The organism is Phytomonospora endophytica, from assembly GCF_014202425.1.
GTDB lineage: Bacteria > Actinomycetota > Actinomycetes > Mycobacteriales > Micromonosporaceae > Phytomonospora > Phytomonospora endophytica.
On the sequence record NZ_JACHGT010000014.1, the window covers coordinates 191385 to 208142 of the forward strand.

The 16758-nt window shown below is 72.1% G+C and carries 14 protein-coding genes; 4 read left to right on the plus strand and 10 right to left on the minus strand.

Features of this window, described 5'->3' with window-relative positions; translation table 11 throughout:
- The first annotated feature begins 81 nt into the window (after window positions 1-81).
- Window positions 82-717: a DUF1345 domain-containing protein gene (locus HNR73_RS28800; RefSeq protein ID WP_184790797.1), complete on the plus strand. Its 636-nt coding sequence runs from the start codon at window positions 82-84 to the stop codon at window positions 715-717.
- On the opposite strand, the gene HNR73_RS28805 is transcribed toward HNR73_RS28800, so the two are convergent.
- Window positions 707-1576: an alpha/beta hydrolase gene (locus tag HNR73_RS28805; RefSeq protein ID WP_184790798.1), complete on the minus strand. Its 870-nt coding sequence runs from the start codon at window positions 1574-1576 to the stop codon at window positions 707-709. The genes HNR73_RS28800 and HNR73_RS28805 overlap by 11 nt on opposite strands.
- A 70-nt stretch (window positions 1577-1646) precedes the next feature.
- On the opposite strand from HNR73_RS28805, the gene HNR73_RS28810 reads away from it, so the two are divergent.
- Window positions 1647-2408 (plus strand): TetR/AcrR family transcriptional regulator C-terminal domain-containing protein, encoded by a 762-nt coding sequence (locus HNR73_RS28810; RefSeq protein ID WP_184790799.1) that lies wholly within the window; start codon window positions 1647-1649, stop codon window positions 2406-2408.
- 67 nt (window positions 2409-2475) lie between these two features.
- Window positions 2476-3675 carry an MFS transporter gene (locus HNR73_RS28815; protein ID WP_184790800.1) on the plus strand — a complete coding sequence of 400 codons (1200 nt, stop codon included), beginning with the start codon at window positions 2476-2478 and terminating at the stop codon, window positions 3673-3675.
- A gap of 4 nt (window positions 3676-3679) precedes the next feature.
- Here HNR73_RS28815 and HNR73_RS28820 read toward each other — a convergent pair whose 3' ends face one another.
- Together HNR73_RS28820 and HNR73_RS28825 are read right to left on the minus strand one after the other, a co-directional pair.
- Entirely contained in the window at window positions 3680-5449 is a 1770-nt protein-coding gene (locus tag HNR73_RS28820; protein ID WP_184790801.1) for a DUF2207 domain-containing protein, read from the minus strand.
- 68 nt (window positions 5450-5517) lie between these two features.
- Window positions 5518-6111, minus strand: a complete 594-nt coding sequence (locus tag HNR73_RS28825) for a TetR/AcrR family transcriptional regulator (RefSeq protein WP_184790802.1) — start codon at window positions 6109-6111, stop codon at window positions 5518-5520.
- A 90-nt stretch (window positions 6112-6201) separates the two neighbouring features.
- Between HNR73_RS28825 and HNR73_RS28830 the strand changes: the two genes are divergently transcribed.
- Complete coding sequence (locus tag HNR73_RS28830; protein WP_184790803.1) at window positions 6202-6678, plus strand: hypothetical protein; 477 nt, start codon at window positions 6202-6204, stop codon at window positions 6676-6678.
- 44 nt (window positions 6679-6722) lie between these two features.
- On the opposite strand, the gene HNR73_RS28835 is transcribed toward HNR73_RS28830, so the two are convergent.
- From HNR73_RS28835 to HNR73_RS28865, 7 genes are read right to left on the minus strand one after another with little or no spacing between them, the layout of a single operon-like run.
- Complete coding sequence (locus tag HNR73_RS28835) at window positions 6723-8804, minus strand: golvesin C-terminal-like domain-containing protein (protein WP_184790804.1); 2082 nt, start codon at window positions 8802-8804, stop codon at window positions 6723-6725.
- Window positions 8779-9708 carry a dihydrodipicolinate synthase family protein gene (locus tag HNR73_RS28840; protein WP_184790805.1) on the minus strand — a complete coding sequence of 310 codons (930 nt, stop codon included), beginning with the start codon at window positions 9706-9708 and terminating at the stop codon, window positions 8779-8781. Before HNR73_RS28840 ends, HNR73_RS28835 begins: the two co-directional genes overlap by 26 nt.
- Complete coding sequence (locus tag HNR73_RS28845; RefSeq protein WP_184790806.1) at window positions 9708-11312, minus strand: FAD-dependent oxidoreductase; 1605 nt, start codon at window positions 11310-11312, stop codon at window positions 9708-9710. Before HNR73_RS28845 ends, HNR73_RS28840 begins: the two co-directional genes overlap by 1 nt.
- Window positions 11309-13471, minus strand: coding sequence for an MGH1-like glycoside hydrolase domain-containing protein (locus HNR73_RS28850; protein ID WP_184790807.1), 2163 nt, complete (start codon window positions 13469-13471; stop codon window positions 11309-11311). The genes HNR73_RS28845 and HNR73_RS28850 overlap by 4 nt, the downstream gene beginning before the upstream one ends.
- The gene (locus HNR73_RS28855) at window positions 13471-14277 is read right to left on the minus strand and encodes an ATP-binding cassette domain-containing protein (protein ID WP_184790808.1); all 807 of its coding nucleotides are present in this window, start codon (window positions 14275-14277) and stop codon (window positions 13471-13473) included. Before HNR73_RS28855 ends, HNR73_RS28850 begins: the two co-directional genes overlap by 1 nt.
- Window positions 14274-15251 (minus strand): ABC transporter ATP-binding protein, encoded by a 978-nt coding sequence (locus HNR73_RS28860; RefSeq protein WP_184790809.1) that lies wholly within the window; start codon window positions 15249-15251, stop codon window positions 14274-14276. The genes HNR73_RS28855 and HNR73_RS28860 overlap by 4 nt, the downstream gene beginning before the upstream one ends.
- Window positions 15248-16750: an ABC transporter substrate-binding protein gene (locus tag HNR73_RS28865; RefSeq protein WP_184790810.1), complete on the minus strand. Its 1503-nt coding sequence runs from the start codon at window positions 16748-16750 to the stop codon at window positions 15248-15250. Before HNR73_RS28865 ends, HNR73_RS28860 begins: the two co-directional genes overlap by 4 nt.
- Window positions 16751-16758 lie beyond the last annotated feature (8 nt).

Genomic DNA, 16758 nt, shown 5'->3' on the forward strand with positions numbered 1-16758 from the left:
CGCCCGGCGATTCGCCGCGTCCGAAGTGGCCGGTCTGGGAGGATGGGCCGGTCCCACGTGACGGCGGACGGATGAGCACCGATGAAGCGAGCGCCGGGTTCGGCACAGCCGCGGCTGCTGCTCGCGCTCGTCGTCGGTGTCGTCGCCGGGCTGGTGGCGGGCGTGCTGTCCGAACCGGCGATCGGGGTCCTGATCGCGATCACCTGCGCGGCGGCGGCCTTTGTCCTCGCCGGCTGCCTGGTGCTGTGGCCGATGGACGCCGAGGAGACCCGCCGCAACGTCACCCGTGAGGAACTGCGCCCGATCCTCGACGAGGTCGTCGTGGTCGGCCTGGCCCTGTCCGGGCTCGGGACGATCGTGAGCCTGCTGGTCCTCGGGCGGTCCAGGGCGGCGAGCCTCGCCGCGGCGATCGCCCTGTTCGGGGTGTTCCTCAGCTGGGCGGCGCTGCACCTGATGTACTCCACCCGCTACGCCGCCCTCTACTACCGCGGTGACGACGCCGGCGGCATCGACTTCAACTCCGGCGAGCCGCCGGCCTACCGGGACTTCATCTACTTCAGCTTCAACCTCGGCATGACCTACCAGGTCTCCGACACCGGCGTCTCCGACGCGCGGATCCGCGCGGTGGTGCTGCGCCACTGCCTGTTGTCGTACGTCTTCGGCGTCGTCATCCTGGCCACCACGATCAACCTGGTCGCGGGCCTGTTTAGCGCGTGACGTTCTCCTCCAGCCACGGCCGCAGCACCGGCAGTACGTGCCGCGGCTGCATGGCCTGGGTGTGGTCGAGGCCGTCGAGGGCGCGCACGTCCCAGCCGGCGGCCTCGGTCTCGGCGCGGTGGCGGGCGAGGATGCCGGAGATGTCGACGGTCACCCCGCCCCACTTCTCGTCGTAGACGATCGTGTCGGCGGTGCCGGCGAAGCACATCCGGGGGCAGGTCACGCGGTCCTGCACGGCACGGTCGTCGAAGCCGGTGAGGGCCTCGTACATGACCGCGAACTGGCGGGTCTGGTCCTTCGTGGCCGTCATCTCCACGTCGGACCAGTCGAACTCGCTCTCGCCGTCCCACTCGGCGGTGGCGCCGCCGTCGGTGTTCCACGCCGAGGGGTCGCCGGTGCCCGACAGGGCGTGCGCCGCCCGGGTGACCGCCAGCATCTCGGCGTAGGGGCCACCGACGGGCGGATAGCCGCCCATGACCAGTGCGGTCAGGCGGTCGGTGCGCAGCGCCAGCTGGAGGCCGGTGAGCGCGAGCCAGGAGTAGCCGTAGTAGGCGAAACGATCGAGCCCGGCGGCGTCGGCGACGGCGAGGAGGTCCGCGGTGATCAGGTCCGGCGTGAAGGCCTCGGGCCGCGTGTTGGCCATGACGTGGTTCTCGTAGGGGAAGGCCACGACGGTGAAGGACCCGGCGAGCCCGTCGATCAGGTGACGGCCGAGTTCGGGGTCGACGCCCCACTTGCGCAGGTCGTCGGCGCGGGCGCCCTCGACGGGCTTCGGGTCGACCGGCAGCAGCAGCCCCGGTCCACTGCCGCTGATCTCCACTTCGACGGTTCTGGCGTCCCGCAGTCGGGCGGTGGTCATGACGTCTCCTCACTAATCCCTTAGGCTGTATAGTATTCGACGATACCTTACGCCCTAAGGAGTTGCCATCGTGAGCGTTGTCGCAGGCCAAGGCGATCCGGAAGCGTCGATGGCGCTGCTATGGGGCACCCCCGCCGGGCGACCGGCCGCCAAGACCGGACCGAAACCGGCGCTGAGCGTCGACCTGATCGTCGAGGCCGCCGTCGCGATCGCCGACGCCGAGACCCTCGCGGGGGTGTCCATGCGCACCGTCGGCGAACGCCTGGGCCGCACCTCCATGGCGCTGTACACCTACGTCCCCGGCAAAGACGTCCTCCTCGACCTCATGTACGACCGCGTCCACGCCGAGATCCCCGTCGAACCCGAACTCGGCGAGGGCTGGCGCCCCGCCGCCGAGACCTGGGCACGCGACCTCCTCGCCTTCTACCTGCGCCACCCGTGGACCCTCCAGATCTCCTACGCCAGACCGGTCTTCGGCCCCCACGAGCAGTCCGTCCTCGACGCCCTCGCCCGGATCCTCTTCGCGACAGGCCTGCCCGCCCCACGACTACGCGGCATCGCCGCCGCCCTCTACCACCACGTCGCCGGAAGCGCCAAGACCGCCGCCGAGAGCGGCCTGGCCGCCACGGTCACCGGCGTACCCGACGAGCAGTGGTGGACCAGACGTGCCGAAGCGCTCGCCCGCGTCGCCCCCGACTTCACCGAACGGTTCCCGCACGCGGTCCGCCTCAACGCCGAAGACGTCGCGGGCGACTGGCGCGACCGCCTCGAAGACGGCTTCGCCATCGGTCTCGCGGTGATCCTCGACGGCGCCGCACCACCGCACGCCTGACCGCCCGCACTGGGAAGTCGATCACAGCCCCAACGCCACGGACGGCACCGCCGGTACGGTCGAGCGCATGTCCGTCGACGTGCGCCACCGGCCGACCCCGGCCGACCGCAAGGCCCGGATCGCGGTGGCCGCGCTCTTCTTGACCAACGGCGCCCTCTTCGCCAACCTCGTCCCGCGCCTCCCGCAGATCAAAGCCGACCTGGCTCTCGACAACGCCGCCTACGGCATGGTCGTCGCCGCCTTCCCGGCCGGCGCGATCGTCGTCGGACTGACCGCCGCCACCCTCATCCGCCGCTTCGGCTCGGCGCCCCTGGCCGTCACCAGCACCCTGCTCACCGGCACCGCCCTGTGGGCGGCGGTGACGGTGCCCTCCGCGCTCGCCCTTGCCGTGTTGCTCTTCCTCGCCGGAGCCGTCGACTCGGTCACCGACGTCGCCCAGAACGCCCACGGCCTGCGCGTACAGCGCCGCTACGGCCGCTCGATCATCAACTCCTTCCACGCCCTGTGGTCGGTCGGCGCGGTGACCGGCGGCAGCATGGCCGCCGCCGCGATCGCCCTCGACCTGCCCCTCGGCGTCCACATGGGCATCGTCGCCGCCCTGTGTGGGCTCGTCGCACTGATCGCCCTTCGCTTCTGCCTCCCCGGCCGCGACGACGCGCCCGACGACTCCGGCCGGACCCTGGCTCCCGAGCCCAAGCGCGGACCGGTCGGCGTCCGCACCGCCCTCCTGCTGACCGCGCTGGTCCTCATCGCGATCGGCGGCACGGTCGTCGAAGACGCCGGCAGCTCCTGGGCGACCCTCTACCTCTCCACCGAGCTCGGCGCGCCCGCCGCCCTCGCCGCCACCGGCTTCATCGCCCTCGTCGGCGCCCAGTTCGTCGGCCGCCTGCTCGGCGACCGTCTCGTCGACCGCTTCGGCCAGCGGACCGTAGCCCGAGCCGGGGGCCTCCTGGTCGCCGCCGGGATGGGCCTCGCGCTGGCCTTCCCGACGGTGCCGGGCACCATCCTCGGTTTCGCCGCCTCGGGCCTGGGCGTCGCCACGCTCGTCCCGGCCGCCATGCACGAGGCCGACGAGATCCCCGGACTGCGCACCGGGACCGGCCTGACGCTCGTGTCCTGGCTGATGCGGCTGGGTTTCCTGCTCTCACCGCCCCTGGTGGGCCTCGTCGCCGACGCGGCGGGCCTGCGCGTCGGCCTGCTCGTCGTCCCGCTCGCGGGCGTGCTGGTGATCGGGCTGTCCGGGGTCCTTCAGGCCCGTCGGCGCTGACGGCTCACCACGAGCCGCCACCGCCGCCGTCCCCGCCTCCTCCACCACCGCCACCGCCACCGCCGTCCCCACCACCGGAGTAGCCCCCGGAATAGCCTCCCGAGGAGCTGGAGTACCACGAGCCGCTCGCCGAGGGGGCCACGGCGGTCTGGATGGCCACGATCTGCAGGCCGAAGGCGAGCTCGGGCGTGTAGATCGCCTGATGGGCCGGCTCGTGCGCGGAGGCGGCCGAGGCGGTGACGACCGGCTTGGTCTGGCCGAGCGCGACCGCCCACGCCGTCATCGCCTCGCGGTTCCCGGTCGCCCACTGCTCCCGCGTGAGCCCGGCGAGGTGCCGCCGGTAGGCCTCGGTCTCGCACCACAGCCTCGTGCCGCGCGGGGTGCGCACGCGCAGTTCCCAGGCGGAGAAGAACGCGGCGATACCGGCTCCGGCGAGCCCCGCGCCGATGGCCAGTGCGGTGCGCCAGTCCGCGCCCGGAGTCGGCACGTCGGTCGCCGTCACCGCGACCGTGACGCCGCCGGCGACGGCCATGGCCAGCCCGAGCCAGGTGGCGATCCGCCGCCGGACGGTCCCTCCGGGCTCCCACATGCCCTCTTCGGCGTCCCTGCGCCACTCTTCGAGGCCTCGGCCGATGAGCTTCCAGGCCGCGCCGAAGGACTTGGTGTACTGGCCGAGGTACACCTTCCCACCGTTGGAGAACAGGGTGTGCAGGACATGCTCGGTCAGGCCACGAGCGCGCGGGCCGCCACTGCCGCGGCGCAGGACCGGCCGCTTCTTGTTGCCGGTGATGGTCAGGTGACCGTCGAGGGCGGCGCCGAGCAGGAAGGCCGACTGGTGTTCGCGCAGGACCCGGTCGGTGTGCAGGACCGCGGCGTGCGCCGGACCGAGCTCTCTTGGTGGTTCCGGTGAAGGCGTGGTTTCGCGTGCGAGCCGTCCCAGACCGCGCCTGCGGTCCATGCCGTCGGAGGACTCGATCCGCTGGCGGCCCGCGAACCTGATCGCGGCGGTCACCACGACGGCCGCGAGCAGCGCGATGGCCGCCGCCCACAGAGCGCCGCTGAGGACGCCATCGCCCGTCGCGACCGCCTCGGCCTTCCCGGTCGGCGCTTGCGGCAGCGGGGCCGTGTCGACGGGATCGGAGTCGTCGGCTCGGAGCGTCAGGCCCGCGTCGGCGTCCAGCCGCTCATGGGTCACGTCGAACCGGCCGGGGGAGGGCTGCGCGATGGTGCAGTCGGCGTCGATGCCGTCGCCTCCCGAAGCGCAGCTCAGGTTGTCCAAGGCCACCGGTGCGGTCAGGTGCACCTCGGCGCGGTCGATCGGAACCTCCCACCGGTCGCCCACGGCGTCCCAGGACAGGTACCCGTCGTCGCTCAGCGTCGCGAGCGTGTACTCGATGCGGTAGCGGTGCGTCCCGGTCACCGTCGCGTCGGGGTCGCCGACCTTGATCCGCAGCATTCCCGTGGTGTCCTCGGCGTCGAAGAGGACGGTCGCACCGTCCATGGTGACCGTAACGCTCTCGGACTCGGCGGAATCCGAGCCGGGGACCACGCGGTAGATCCCGTGGCGCGGGCCGTCGGCGAAGACGTAGTCGATGACCTCGGTGACGTGCGCCGATCCGTCGGCTTGGAGCTCGGCGCCGACCCACATGTTCGTGATGCGCTCGCCGGGATCGCTCACGGCCGCGCTCGCGAGCGCGGCCGTGCCGACCAGTGCCACGCCGATGGCAACGGCCAGGGTGTTCAGCGCTCTGCGGCGCCCGAGCGACTTCGCCATCTCCGGTTCCCTCCCCGTGAGTGTGCGGGCGAGGGTACCGGTGAAACGCTCGCGTGTGGACCCCCGTGTCAGCCCTTGACGGACCAGATCCCGCGCAACGGTTCCAGTCCTTCCTCGACGTAGTCGGCGATCGGGCGGACGCCGTCGTCGAGGTACCACTGCTCCAGGGCGGCGAAGTACCCGAAGACGAGGGCGTTGGCGGCCACGCGCGCCCGGGTCTCGCTCATGCCGTCGGTGGTGACCAGCGGGAGGATGCGCTGGGCGGCGCGGTCGAGGGTGGCGCTGAAGGCCATGCGCACCGACGGCTCCTGGAAGAAGTACCGGACCCGGCGCCATGGGCTGCGCCCCCTGCGGGGCGTCTCGGTCTCGCCCGCGGCGGCCTCGTAGTCGCGGACCATCCGCAGGAGGCTGCCGACGGGGTCGCGGGCGTCGACGAGCTGTTCGAGTTCCTCCTGGCCGAGGCTGTCGAACTGGTCGGCGACCAGCAGCCCCTCCTTGGTCCCGAAGTAGCGGTAGACCGTGGCGGGGGAGACCTCGGAGGCCGCGGCGATCTCCTCGATCGTCACGGCGTCGAAGCCGCGTTCGTCGAAGAGGTCGAGGGCGCGCTCCTGGATGGTGCGGATCGCGTTCTCTCGCCAGCGTGCGCGCAGACCGGTAGCCATGGGCGAAGCGTATGTGACAGTCACCATCTTCAGCAAGTGACTCTCTCCTTCGCTTGACGTTCGCCTCCGTCCGTTCGTAGAGTCACTCTCATGAGAGAGTCACTATCTGAAACTCGCGGCACGGGGGCGTTCGTCCCCGGCCCGACGTCCCGAAGCAACGTCCCGGCGGTCTTCGCACTGGGAACGGCGATCGTCCTGTCGGCCGTCCTCGCCGGAGCGGCGATCGTCGACCAGGCCTCGATCCACGGCCTGCGCGACCACAGCGAGGCCATGTACGAGCCGTACGGAGTCCCGGCGAACCCGGGCGCGCTCTACGGCATCCTCTACACCGTCGCCGTCGTGGGCGCGCTCCTGTGGATCCCGGCGATCCTGGGCGCTCGCAAGGGAAAACGGTGGGCGGCCGTCATGAGCGTCATCGCGGTCGTCATCACCGCCGGACTCGCCCTCACCGTCTTCGCGACGGCCGAGTACGGCGAGGCGGTCTACCCGCCCGTCTGGGGCGTCCTCGCGCTGCTCCCGGCGCTCGCGGGAGTCCTCGGCGCGGTCCCGCTCCTTCGCCGCAGGTGAGAAAGGGGCCCGGGCCGAGGGGGGATCACGGCCCGGGCCGGTCTCTAGGCGACCCGCGTGAAGCGGACCGCGTCGGCGATCACCACACCGTTGGCCAGGTCCGACAGCTCCACCACCGAGCCGATCCCGGCGGGGAATTCGAACACCCCCAGCGAGATCCACTGCCCGGTCCGCACGTCCGGTTCACCGGCGACGGTCTGGTCGACCAGGATCAGGTTCGAGCCGTGGGCGTGGTGGATCGTGTAGGGCGCGTTCGTGGCGCGGTTGGCGTGCGCGGTGTACGACACCCGCACCTCGTAGCGCCCGTCGGCGGGCAGGGCGGGCCGGAAGCGGACCACCGACGCGCCCGTTCCGGCCGGGGCAGAACGGTAGTTGCCGCTGTAGTACCCGGGCGTTCCCGTTCCGGTCGCCCAGGTACCGGAGAGGACCTGGAAACCCTGCTCGGAGTTGTCGACGGTGACCTCCTCGCGCAGGTCCGGCGCGTACGGCGCCGTGACCAGGCTCAGGGTGTCGGCCGAGATCAGCGTCCCGCCGCCGCGTCCGGGACCGGCCAGCGCCAGCCGCAGAACGTGCCGGCCCGGGTGGAGATCGACGTTCCCGAGACGCAGCAGGTCGTATCCGGCCGAACTCTCCGCGGTGGTGTCGGCGGTCGTGCCGTGCAGGGCCTTCCCATCGATCGTCGCGGTGAGCACACCACCGTCGACGGGCCGGTGGTAGCGCAGCACGGCCTCGGCGCGGGTCCGCGACCGCACCGTGAATGGAACGTCCACGAAGGACTCCGGGCCGGTGGGACGCAGCACGAGCCGGGCCCGGCCGCGCGCGGTGGCCTCCTCGACGGTCTCCAGCGTTCCGCCGGTGACGGTCGCGGCCTTCGACAGCTCGGCCAGCGGATACACCTTCTCCGACACACCGGGGCCGCCGCGCAGGGAGTCGCGGCCGCCGGTCAGCCACTCCAGGTTGAAGCGGCAGACGTTGACCTTGCGCGGGAAGGACGCGATGTCACCCTCGCAGCCGTAGACCAGGACGATCGTCCCGTCGGCGAGCCGCGCCAGATCCGAGTAGTACGAGCGCTTCTCGTTGACCACCCGGCTGTAGCGGTAGGAATGGCCACCGTCGTAGCTCACCGAAACGGTCATGTTCCAGCGCATCGGCGCGTCCGGACGGCTGAACAGCACCCGGTCGGGTTCGCCGTCGCCGATCCCGGTGTAGCGCAGCAATCCGGCGTCGACGGCGTTGAACACGCCGGTCGCGCCGTCCAGCACCGGCGGCGACCAGGTCAGCCCGTCGTCGGCGCTGACCGCGACGATCCGCTGGCGGTTGCCGCCCGACGCCGCGCGGGCGTTGACCACGATCGTGCCGTCGGTGCGCCGGAACATCCGCGCCTCGTTCGCCGGGTACGCCACCGACACCGGCACCTCGGCGGTCGTCCGCCACGTCGCGCCGTGGTCGTCGGAGTAGATCGCCGCGACCCCGTAGTAGCGCTCGTCGACGGGCGTGCCGACGATGATCCGGCGATGGGAGACGTTCAGCAGCAGGCGCCCGGAGTCGAGCTGAAGGCCGTGCCCGGGACCGGGGTTGTGCAGCGCCCACCCGTAACCGAAGTGGTCGAACAGGCCGGCCAGGGAGCGCGGCTCGCTCCACGTGGCGCCGGCGTCGGTGCTGGAGACGACGTAGAGGTCGCCGGAGTCGCCCGAGCAGGTCGTGTTCTCCGGGAGCTGCTCGGAGAGCATGTAGAACAAGAAGACCTCGCCGGTGACCCTGTCGGCGATGAAGGCGGGATTGCCCCACGACTGGCCGTCGACGGACTCGACGATCGTCTGCGTCGGCAGCCAGGTCTCGCCGCCGTCGGGGCTGCGGCGCAGGACGAGGTCGCGGGGACCGGCGTCGCAGACCTCGTGGCGGCCCTCGGTGGCCAGCAGGATCGTGTCGTCGGGCAGCACGTACAGGCCGTGCACGTGGTAGTTGACCAGTGGGTCCACTTCGGAGTCCCACAGGGTCTTCTCGTCGAAGAAGGGGCGCGGCCGTCCCGCCGCGGCCGAGGCGGCGGTCGGCGTGAGCGCCACGGTGGCGGTGGCGGCCACCGCGGCGCCGAGCAGGGTTCTACGTGGCAGCTTCGGGTCGATCATGGGCGTCCTCCTTGGGAAGGATCGCGTCGCCGAGGGGTTCGATGACGCCGTCGAGTTCGCGGATCTGAGCGTCGGTGCAGGGTGCGAGAGGCGGTGCGGAGTGAACGGGGCACAGGCCCCGGGCGGCGAGGATCGCCTTGACCGACGGGACCCCGGGCCGCACCGCGTGAATGCGGGTCAGGCGCTCGGTGAGGCCCTGGAGCCGGTCGAGCAGGGCGTCGTCGCCGCAGCGGTGGGCGGCGAGCATGTCGAGCGCCAGACGCGGAGCGAGGTTGGCGGTGCCGGGGACGATCCCGTGCGCGCCCGCGCGCAGACCGGCCGCCAGCGCGCCCTCCGCGCCCTGACTCACCTCGAAACCAGGCCGGGTCCGCGACAGCGACACCAGGTGCGCCAGGAGCGCCGGGTCGCCCGAGGAGTCCTTCACACCGGCGACCCCGGGGACGTCGGCGACGGCCTCGGCCGAGGCCGCGGTCAGGGGAGTGGCGTACTTGGGCGCGTTGTAGGCGATCACCGGGACCCCCAGGGCGGCCAGCGCCCGGTAGTGCGCCACGACCTCGTCCTCACGGTGGGCGAAGTAGGTCGGCGGACTCAGAACGTAGGCGTCGACCTCACCGGCCAGCTCGGCGCGCCACAACGCCTCACCGGTGCCCGGCGCGGTCACATTGGCGAGGATCTGCCCACCGGGGACGAGCCCGCGCCACAGGCGCGTCACGTCACGCACGAAGGGCCCGGTCCGATCGGCGCGGATGAGCGGTCCCTCCCCGTTGCTGCCCAGCAGCATCAGGCGCGTGACACCCGCGGCGGCGAAGGCCCGCAGAAGCGGCTTGCCCGCCCGGGCCGAAGGCTCCCCGGGCGCCGACATCGGCGTCACCATCGGCACGGTCAGACCGTCGAGGAGACCCATCAGTAGCCCCTCACGACCGGCCAGGCCAGCTCGACGCCGTCGGCGGCGAGCTCGCGCCGGAACTCCGCCAGCAGCGCCGGGTCCTCATGAACCTGGGCCGGGGTGAGTCCCCTGTCGACACAGTGCGCGGCCAGCGCGCCGGCCGCCTCGCCGATGTTCCACTCGACCGGGTGCAGCCGGTAGCAGCCGTTGGTGATGTGCGTGGTGCCGATGTTCTTCCCGGCCGCAAGGACGTTCTCCACACGCTGCGGGAGCAGCGCCCCCAGCGGGATCTGGAACGGGCAGGAGGCCACGTCGATGTAGTTGTCGCCGCCCGTCGACGGGTGCAGGTCGATGCGGTACATGCCCACGCCGACACTGTCGGGGTACTCCACCGCGCCGTGCTCGCCGCGCACGTCGAGCGACAGGTCCTGCTCGACGACCGTCCGGCGGGCCCGGATCCGCCGCGACTCGCGGATGTAGGGGGCCTTGGCGAGGCCGTCGTCGGTGCCGAAGATGTCACCGCGCAGCCGCAGCCCGGCCCAGCCGGTGCCACCGTCGGGGCGGGGCGCCTCGGTCTGGAGCCAGTACATCATGCTCATCGCCAGCTCACGGGCGCCGTCGAGGTGCCGCTTCTGCTCCTCCTCGGAGACGCCGATGACCGGGCCCTCCAGGTAGTCGATCATCGGCCAGTTCACGATCGTGACGTCGCTGTCGAGGAAGCCGGGCGTGAAGTTCTCACGGGCCAGGACGCGACGGAAGGCCCACAGGTCACGGTCACCGGGGTCGAGGCTCTGGTCGGCGACGACCGGACCGGTCGTGGCGTGCGGGACGAAGGTCCGCGTCAGCGGCTCCAGGTTGCGCGGATCGGGCGCGGTCAGCCCGAGCAGCGGCCCCGGCCAGTAGCCGGGGCGGTAGTCGCGCCAGAAGGAGTAGCGCTCGGGCTTGTCGATCGTGTGGTCCTCACCGGCGCGGTGCTCGACGGCGAAGACCCAGCTGACGGCCTGCATGTTCGTCGGCTGCGCCTCCCTCGGCGCACTCGGCTCGCCGGTCTCCTCGCTCGACTCGAAACCCGTGACGTGCTCGATCCCGGCCAGGGGGAGCAGGTCACCGAGTTCGGTGGCGTCGAGGACGAAGGGCGCCGAGGCGTCGCGGAGGGTCCCGTCGGGGCCTTCGAAGACGACCGAGCGGACGCGGTCGCCGTCGACCTCGGCGGCGACGGGACGGTGCCGGTACCAGACCGTCAGGCGCCCGGCGGCCAGGTAGGGCGCGATGAGCCCGGAGATGACGTCGGCGGCGACGCGCGGCTCGTGGCAGAGCCGGCTCACGCGGCCCAGCCCGGGGTTGAGGTCCGGCGCCCGGCGGGCGGCGTCGGTGAGCGGGTACCAGCGGCGGTAGTGCTCGCGGATCCCGTCGCGCAGCCGCCGGTAGGAGCGGGTCGCGCCGAAACGTTCGATCCAGGCGTGCTCGTCGGGCGGGACGCCCTGCGTGGTGAGCTGCCCGCCGAGCCAGTCGGTCTCCTCGGCGACGAGCACGCGCCTTCCGCGCCGCAGCGCCGCCAGCGCGGCCGCGACCCCGCCGAGACCGCCACCCGCGATCACGACGTCGAACTCTCCGGCCTTCATGCCTGCCACTCCGTTACCTCGTCTCGTTTCTCGCCCCGCTTCGGCGCGCACACGCCGAACTCCACGGGACCACCCGCGACGGTCAGCTCGACCAGCCCGCGCGCGTCGGGGCGGACGCGCGTCCGCGCGCCGCCGATCCGCAGCTCCACCTCGTCGTGGCCCGCCGCGTCGGGGACGGCGACCAGGGCCGTCCCGCCGGATCCGGTGAGCACGCCGCGGACCTCGCCGCGGCCGCGCGCGTATCCGGTGACGGTCGCGTCCGGAGGGATCTCCAGCAGCACGCGATCGCCGAGCCGCACCCGCAGGAGCGACTCCTCGGCCTCGACCGTGAAAGGTCCCCCCGCCACACCGGCCGACGTCACCGAGGCGACGCGGCCGGGATGGGCAAAGCGCCAGCCGTCGACGCGCGGGTCGGCCAGTTCCTGCACGGCCAGGTACCCCAGCAGACCGCCCCAGCCCATGAGCCCGTCGGAACGGGCTTCGAGGGGCCGGACGTCCTCGCCTTCGACAACCGGGTAGTTCTCGCGGACGTGACCGTGCTCAGCCCACTCCCGCAGGAACAGCGTGAGCAGCGAGTCCACGATGGACCGCGAGTGCGCGGTGAGGTCGTAGCGGCGCAGCCCTTCCACGGCGAGGAACACCATCGGCGCCCACACCCGCCCGCGCCAGTAGCGGGCGCTGAAGCCCGGGTCGTCGCGCGACGTGGACGGCAGCGGCGGTTCACCGCCGAGTCGCCCGGGCGCGAGGAGATCGTCGGCCAGGGCCGCCGCGGCCGAGGCGTCGGGGGCACCGGCGAGCAGCGGGTACAGCATCGTCGGCGAGAGATGCGGGGAGAAACGGCCGTCGGCGAGACGGTTGAGGTAGCGGCCCGAGGCCTCGTCCCACAGCAGGGCGTTGAGCACGGCGACGGCGGCGTCGGCCGCCTTCCGGTAGGCCCCGGACTCCTCGTCGCGGCCGAGGATCGCGGCGATGTCGGCCAGCGCGCGGGCGTCGGCGATGTGCAGGGCGTTGAGGCCCACGTCGGCCAGATCCATGGTGTGCGACGTGGGGTCGAGGACCGCGTCGTCGTACATCGGCGAGTCGTCGAGACCCGATTCGCGCCGGGCGCGGTCGACGGTCGCCGAGCCGGCGTCGCCGGGCACCGGATCGGAACCCCACGACAGCAGGCCGAACGGGCCGACGCGGGCGCCGAGCCACCAGGCGTGCCAGTCGCACAGGACCGGGTACATGCGCTCCAGGGGCTCCCGGTCGCGCGTCTCCGCCGACAGTCCACTGCCGAGGTACGCCTTGAGGACGGTGTGGGCCCCGACCGGCGGCTGGGAACGGTCGCGGGTGGTCCCGCCGTCGTCGCTGACCCGGTTGGGCAGCATGCCCCCGGCACAGACGTGGTCGGCGATCTGGGCGAAGACACCCGCGCCGTAGGCCGGATCGAGCCAGGACGCGACCAGGCCGGTGAAGAACGTGTCCCAGGTGTGCAGAGCCCAGGAACCGTAGAAGCCGTCGCGTTCGCGGGAGACGAAGTCACGCGAGGTCGGCGTGAGGACCTTGGCGGTGTCGGGGGCGTGGATCGTGTTCCAGGTCAGCGCGCGGGTCATCGCCTCGGCGGCGTCACCGAGCCATCCCGAGCTGCGCGGCCGGACGGCCTCGGCCGCGTCCCGGGCCGCGGCGACGCTCGCCGCGACGTCGGCGGAGCCGAGACCGAAGACGGCCTCGGGGCCGAAGTCGAGCCGCAGGACATCGTTGTCCACACCGGACGCCACGACGCCCGGCGCGTGGATCGTCCAGGACTCGCCACCGGCTTCGACGCTCTCGTCACCGAACACCGGTGCGCTTTCGCCGTACCCGGCCTTGCGGTCGATGAGGATCGTGACCGAAGCCCCACCCTCGCAGCGCGCGAGCAGGCTGAGCCGATCGCCTCCGGCGACCTCGATGTCCACGGTGGACCCGAAGGCCTGGGCCCGCAGCGCGGCATAGGCGCCGTCGACGGTGTGGTGCCCGAGCCGCCCGAAACCATGCCGCCAGGTGAACTCGTCGAAGAGCTCCCCGTCGGCCGAACGGACCGCGACCCGGGCGCGCAGGCCCGACGGCAGGTGCAGCCAGCCGGTGTGGAAGCGGACGTCCCAGGTGTTCCAGCCGGTGGGCGGCGGGATTGGCGGCATCAGTTCACGGCCTCGCTCTCGATGTCGAGGGCCGCGTCCAGCAGCTCCCGGGTGTAGGGGTGGACGGGCGCCTCGTACAGCCCGGCCGTCGCGCCGGTCTCGACGATCTCGCCCCGGCGCATGACCGCGACCCGGTCGGCGATCTGCCGCACCACGCCCAGGTCGTGGGTGATGAACAGGATCGTGAGGTCGTAGGCGCCGCGCAGGTCGATCAGCAACCGCAGGATCTGCGCCTGGACCGACACGTCCAGCGCCGAGACGGCCTCGTCGCAGACCAGCAGCCGCGGCCGCAACGCCAGCGCCCGGGCGATGCTCACCCGCTGACACTGACCGCCCGACAGCTCACCGGGACGCCGCCCGATGAGCGACTCGTCGAGCCCGACCTGATCGAGCAGCGCGACCAGCGCCGTCTTCGGGTCGTCCGGCGCGGCCGAGGGATGCGCCTCCCAGCCCTCGGTGACGATCTTTCCGACCGTCATCCGCGGGTTCAGCGAGGAACGCGGATCCTGGAAGACCATCTGGATCGACCGGCGCAGCTCCGGACGCCGCCGCGCCCGCGCGGCGACGAGATCCCCGTCGAAACGGAACTCCCCGGCGTAGTCGCCGATCAGCCCGGCAACGCAGCGCGCGAGCGTCGTCTTGCCCGAACCGGACTCGCCGACCAGCGCGAGGGTCTCCCCGCGCTCCACGCGCAGGTCCACCCCGGCGACGGCGTCGGTCACCGTCGACGTGGGACGCCACGGCCGCCGGGGGCGTCCGAAGCGGACGGTCAGACCGTCGAGCGCGACGAGAGGCGTGTCGCTCACGGCGTCACCTCCTCGGCGAAATGGCAGGCGCTGAAACGCCCGGGCTCGATCTCCCGCGCGAGCGGGACCTCGACCTTGCAGCGCTCACGGGCCAGGGGACAGCGGGGATGGAAGGCGCAGCCCGAAGGACGCGCCATCGGGTTGGCCGGTGCCCCCGGCAGCGGGTCGGCCGGGACCGACGCCTCACGCACGGCGGGCACGCTCGCCAGCAGCGCCTTCGTGTACGGGTGACGCGGCCGGCCGAGGACACGCTTGGTCGGACCGCGTTCGCAGACCCGCCCGGCGTAGAGGACGACCAGGTCGTGCGAGACGTGCGACATGACCCGAAGGTCGTGGCTGACCAGCAGCATCGACATTCCGCGCGCGGCCTGGATCGAGGCCAGCAGCCGCAGGATCCGGGCCTGGACGGTGACGTCGAGGGCCGTGGTCGGTTCGTCGGCCAGGACCAGCGAGGGACTCCCGGCCAGGGCGAGGGCGATCATCGCCCGCTGCCGCATCCCGCCGGAGAACTGGTGGGGGTAGGCGCGCATCCGCCGTTCCGGGTCGGGGATCCCGGCCTGGTCGAGCAGACCGACGACGGCGCGGTCGACCTCGCCGCGCGGCAGACCGTCGCGGCGGAGGATCTCCCCGACCTGACGGCCGATCCGCTGGGCCGGGTTGAGCGCCGACAGCGGGTCCTGGAAGATCATCGCGATCTCGTGGCCGCGCAGGTTCCGGCGCCGCTTCTCGCCCGCCGTCAGCAGTTCCTCATCGCGCAACCGGAGCTCCCCGGAGACCGTGGCGGCCTCCGGGAGGAGCCCGATGACGGCGGAGGCGATCATGGTCTTGCCGCTGCCGGACTCGCCGATGAGGCCGGTGGTGCGGCCTTCCCCGACGGTGAAGTCCACCTTGTCGATGACCGGCGTCATCGTTTCGGCACCGGGCAGGTGGACGCTGAGGTCCCGTGCCTCGATCAGCGGTCCGGCGGCGGTCATGACAGGGTCACCGTGGAGAAGTCGGGGAGGTAGGTCGGGCTGGCGGCCAGACCCTCCACGTTGGAGCGCCAGGTGTAGGCGATCTTGACCTGCATCGGGTACATGCCGACGGCCTTGTCCCAGATGATCGTCGAGGCCTGGGCGTAGAGCTCCTGGCGCGCGGTGGTGTCGGCGGTGGATCCGGCCTCGGCGAGGATCTTGTCGAGGTCGGCGTCGCAGAAGCCGGTCCGCTTCGCCGAGCAGGGGTAGAGCCGTCCGAGGTTGGTGGCGGCGTCGAAGGACGGCGTGGACAGCGCCTGGAAGTTGATGTCCCACTTCATGCCCAGCAGGTCTTCGAGGAAGACCGCGGCCTCCTTCTCGGCGGGCTCGGCCTTCACCCCGACCTTGGCCAGGTCGGCGGCGACGGCCTCGACGAACTGCCGGTACTCGGCGCCGCTGAACTGGATCTGGAGGGTCTTGGAGAAGTCGAAGCCGGCCTCTTCGAGGGCCTTCTTCGCCGCTTCGGGGTCATAGGCGACCGGTGTCTGTGCCGCGTGGCCGAAGACCGGCGGTGCGAGCACGGAGTCGGACGGCTGCCCGGTCTGCGGGTAGAGCGAGGAGATGATGGTGTTGAAGTCGACGGCCTGCCACAGCGCCTTGCGGACCGTGGCGTCGGACAGCGAATCGCGGCCGGAGTTGAACCACATCGTGTAGACCGAGGTCGACGCGACGGTCTCGACCTTCACGTCGGGGTTGCCCTGCAGCCCGGCGAGCTGGTCGTCGGGGACGCCCCAGGTCGCCTGGATCTCGTTGTTGGCCAGCGCGGTCATCCGGGAGGAGATCTCCGGGATCTGCCGGAAGACGAGCTTCTGCAGCTTCGGCGCACCGTCGAAGTAGGCCGCGTTCGGTGCCATCTCCAAGGTCTCACCGGGCGTGAAGTTCGCGACCGTGAACGGGCCGGTGCCGACCGGTTTCGCCGGGAACTCGGCGGGGGTCTCCGAGGCCGTGACGAAGAAGAGCGTGAGCTTGCCGGGCAGCGCCGGGTCGGGGGCGGGGGAGTCGAAGGCGACGGTGCCGTCGGCACCGGCGGTGGCGGTGACGCCGGTGAAGCTGCCCGCGTTGGGGTTCTTCCCCTCGGTGAAGCGCTTGAAGGAGCTGACCACGTCCTCGGCGTCGAAGGCCGACCCGTCGGAGAACTTCACGCCCTGCCGGAGGGTGAACGTCCAGGTGGTGGCGTCGGCGTCGGGCGTCCAGGACTCGGCGAGGTCCGGGCCGAGCTGCCCGGTGGCGTCGGCCTTGACGAGGCGGTTGAAGACGGCCTGGTTGGCCAGCTGGGTGCCGATGGCGGCACCGGCGGAGCCGTACGGGTCGAGGCTCTGCACGGCGTACGGGCTGGCCACGGTGAACGCCGAGGTGTCCCCGTCGCCTCCCGAGGTCGTCGAGCAGCCGACGGCGAGGCCGGCGACGGGCAAGAGGGCGGTGAGCGCGGTGAGGCGTCTGATGGTTCTGCGGTGCGGCATGGTCGTCT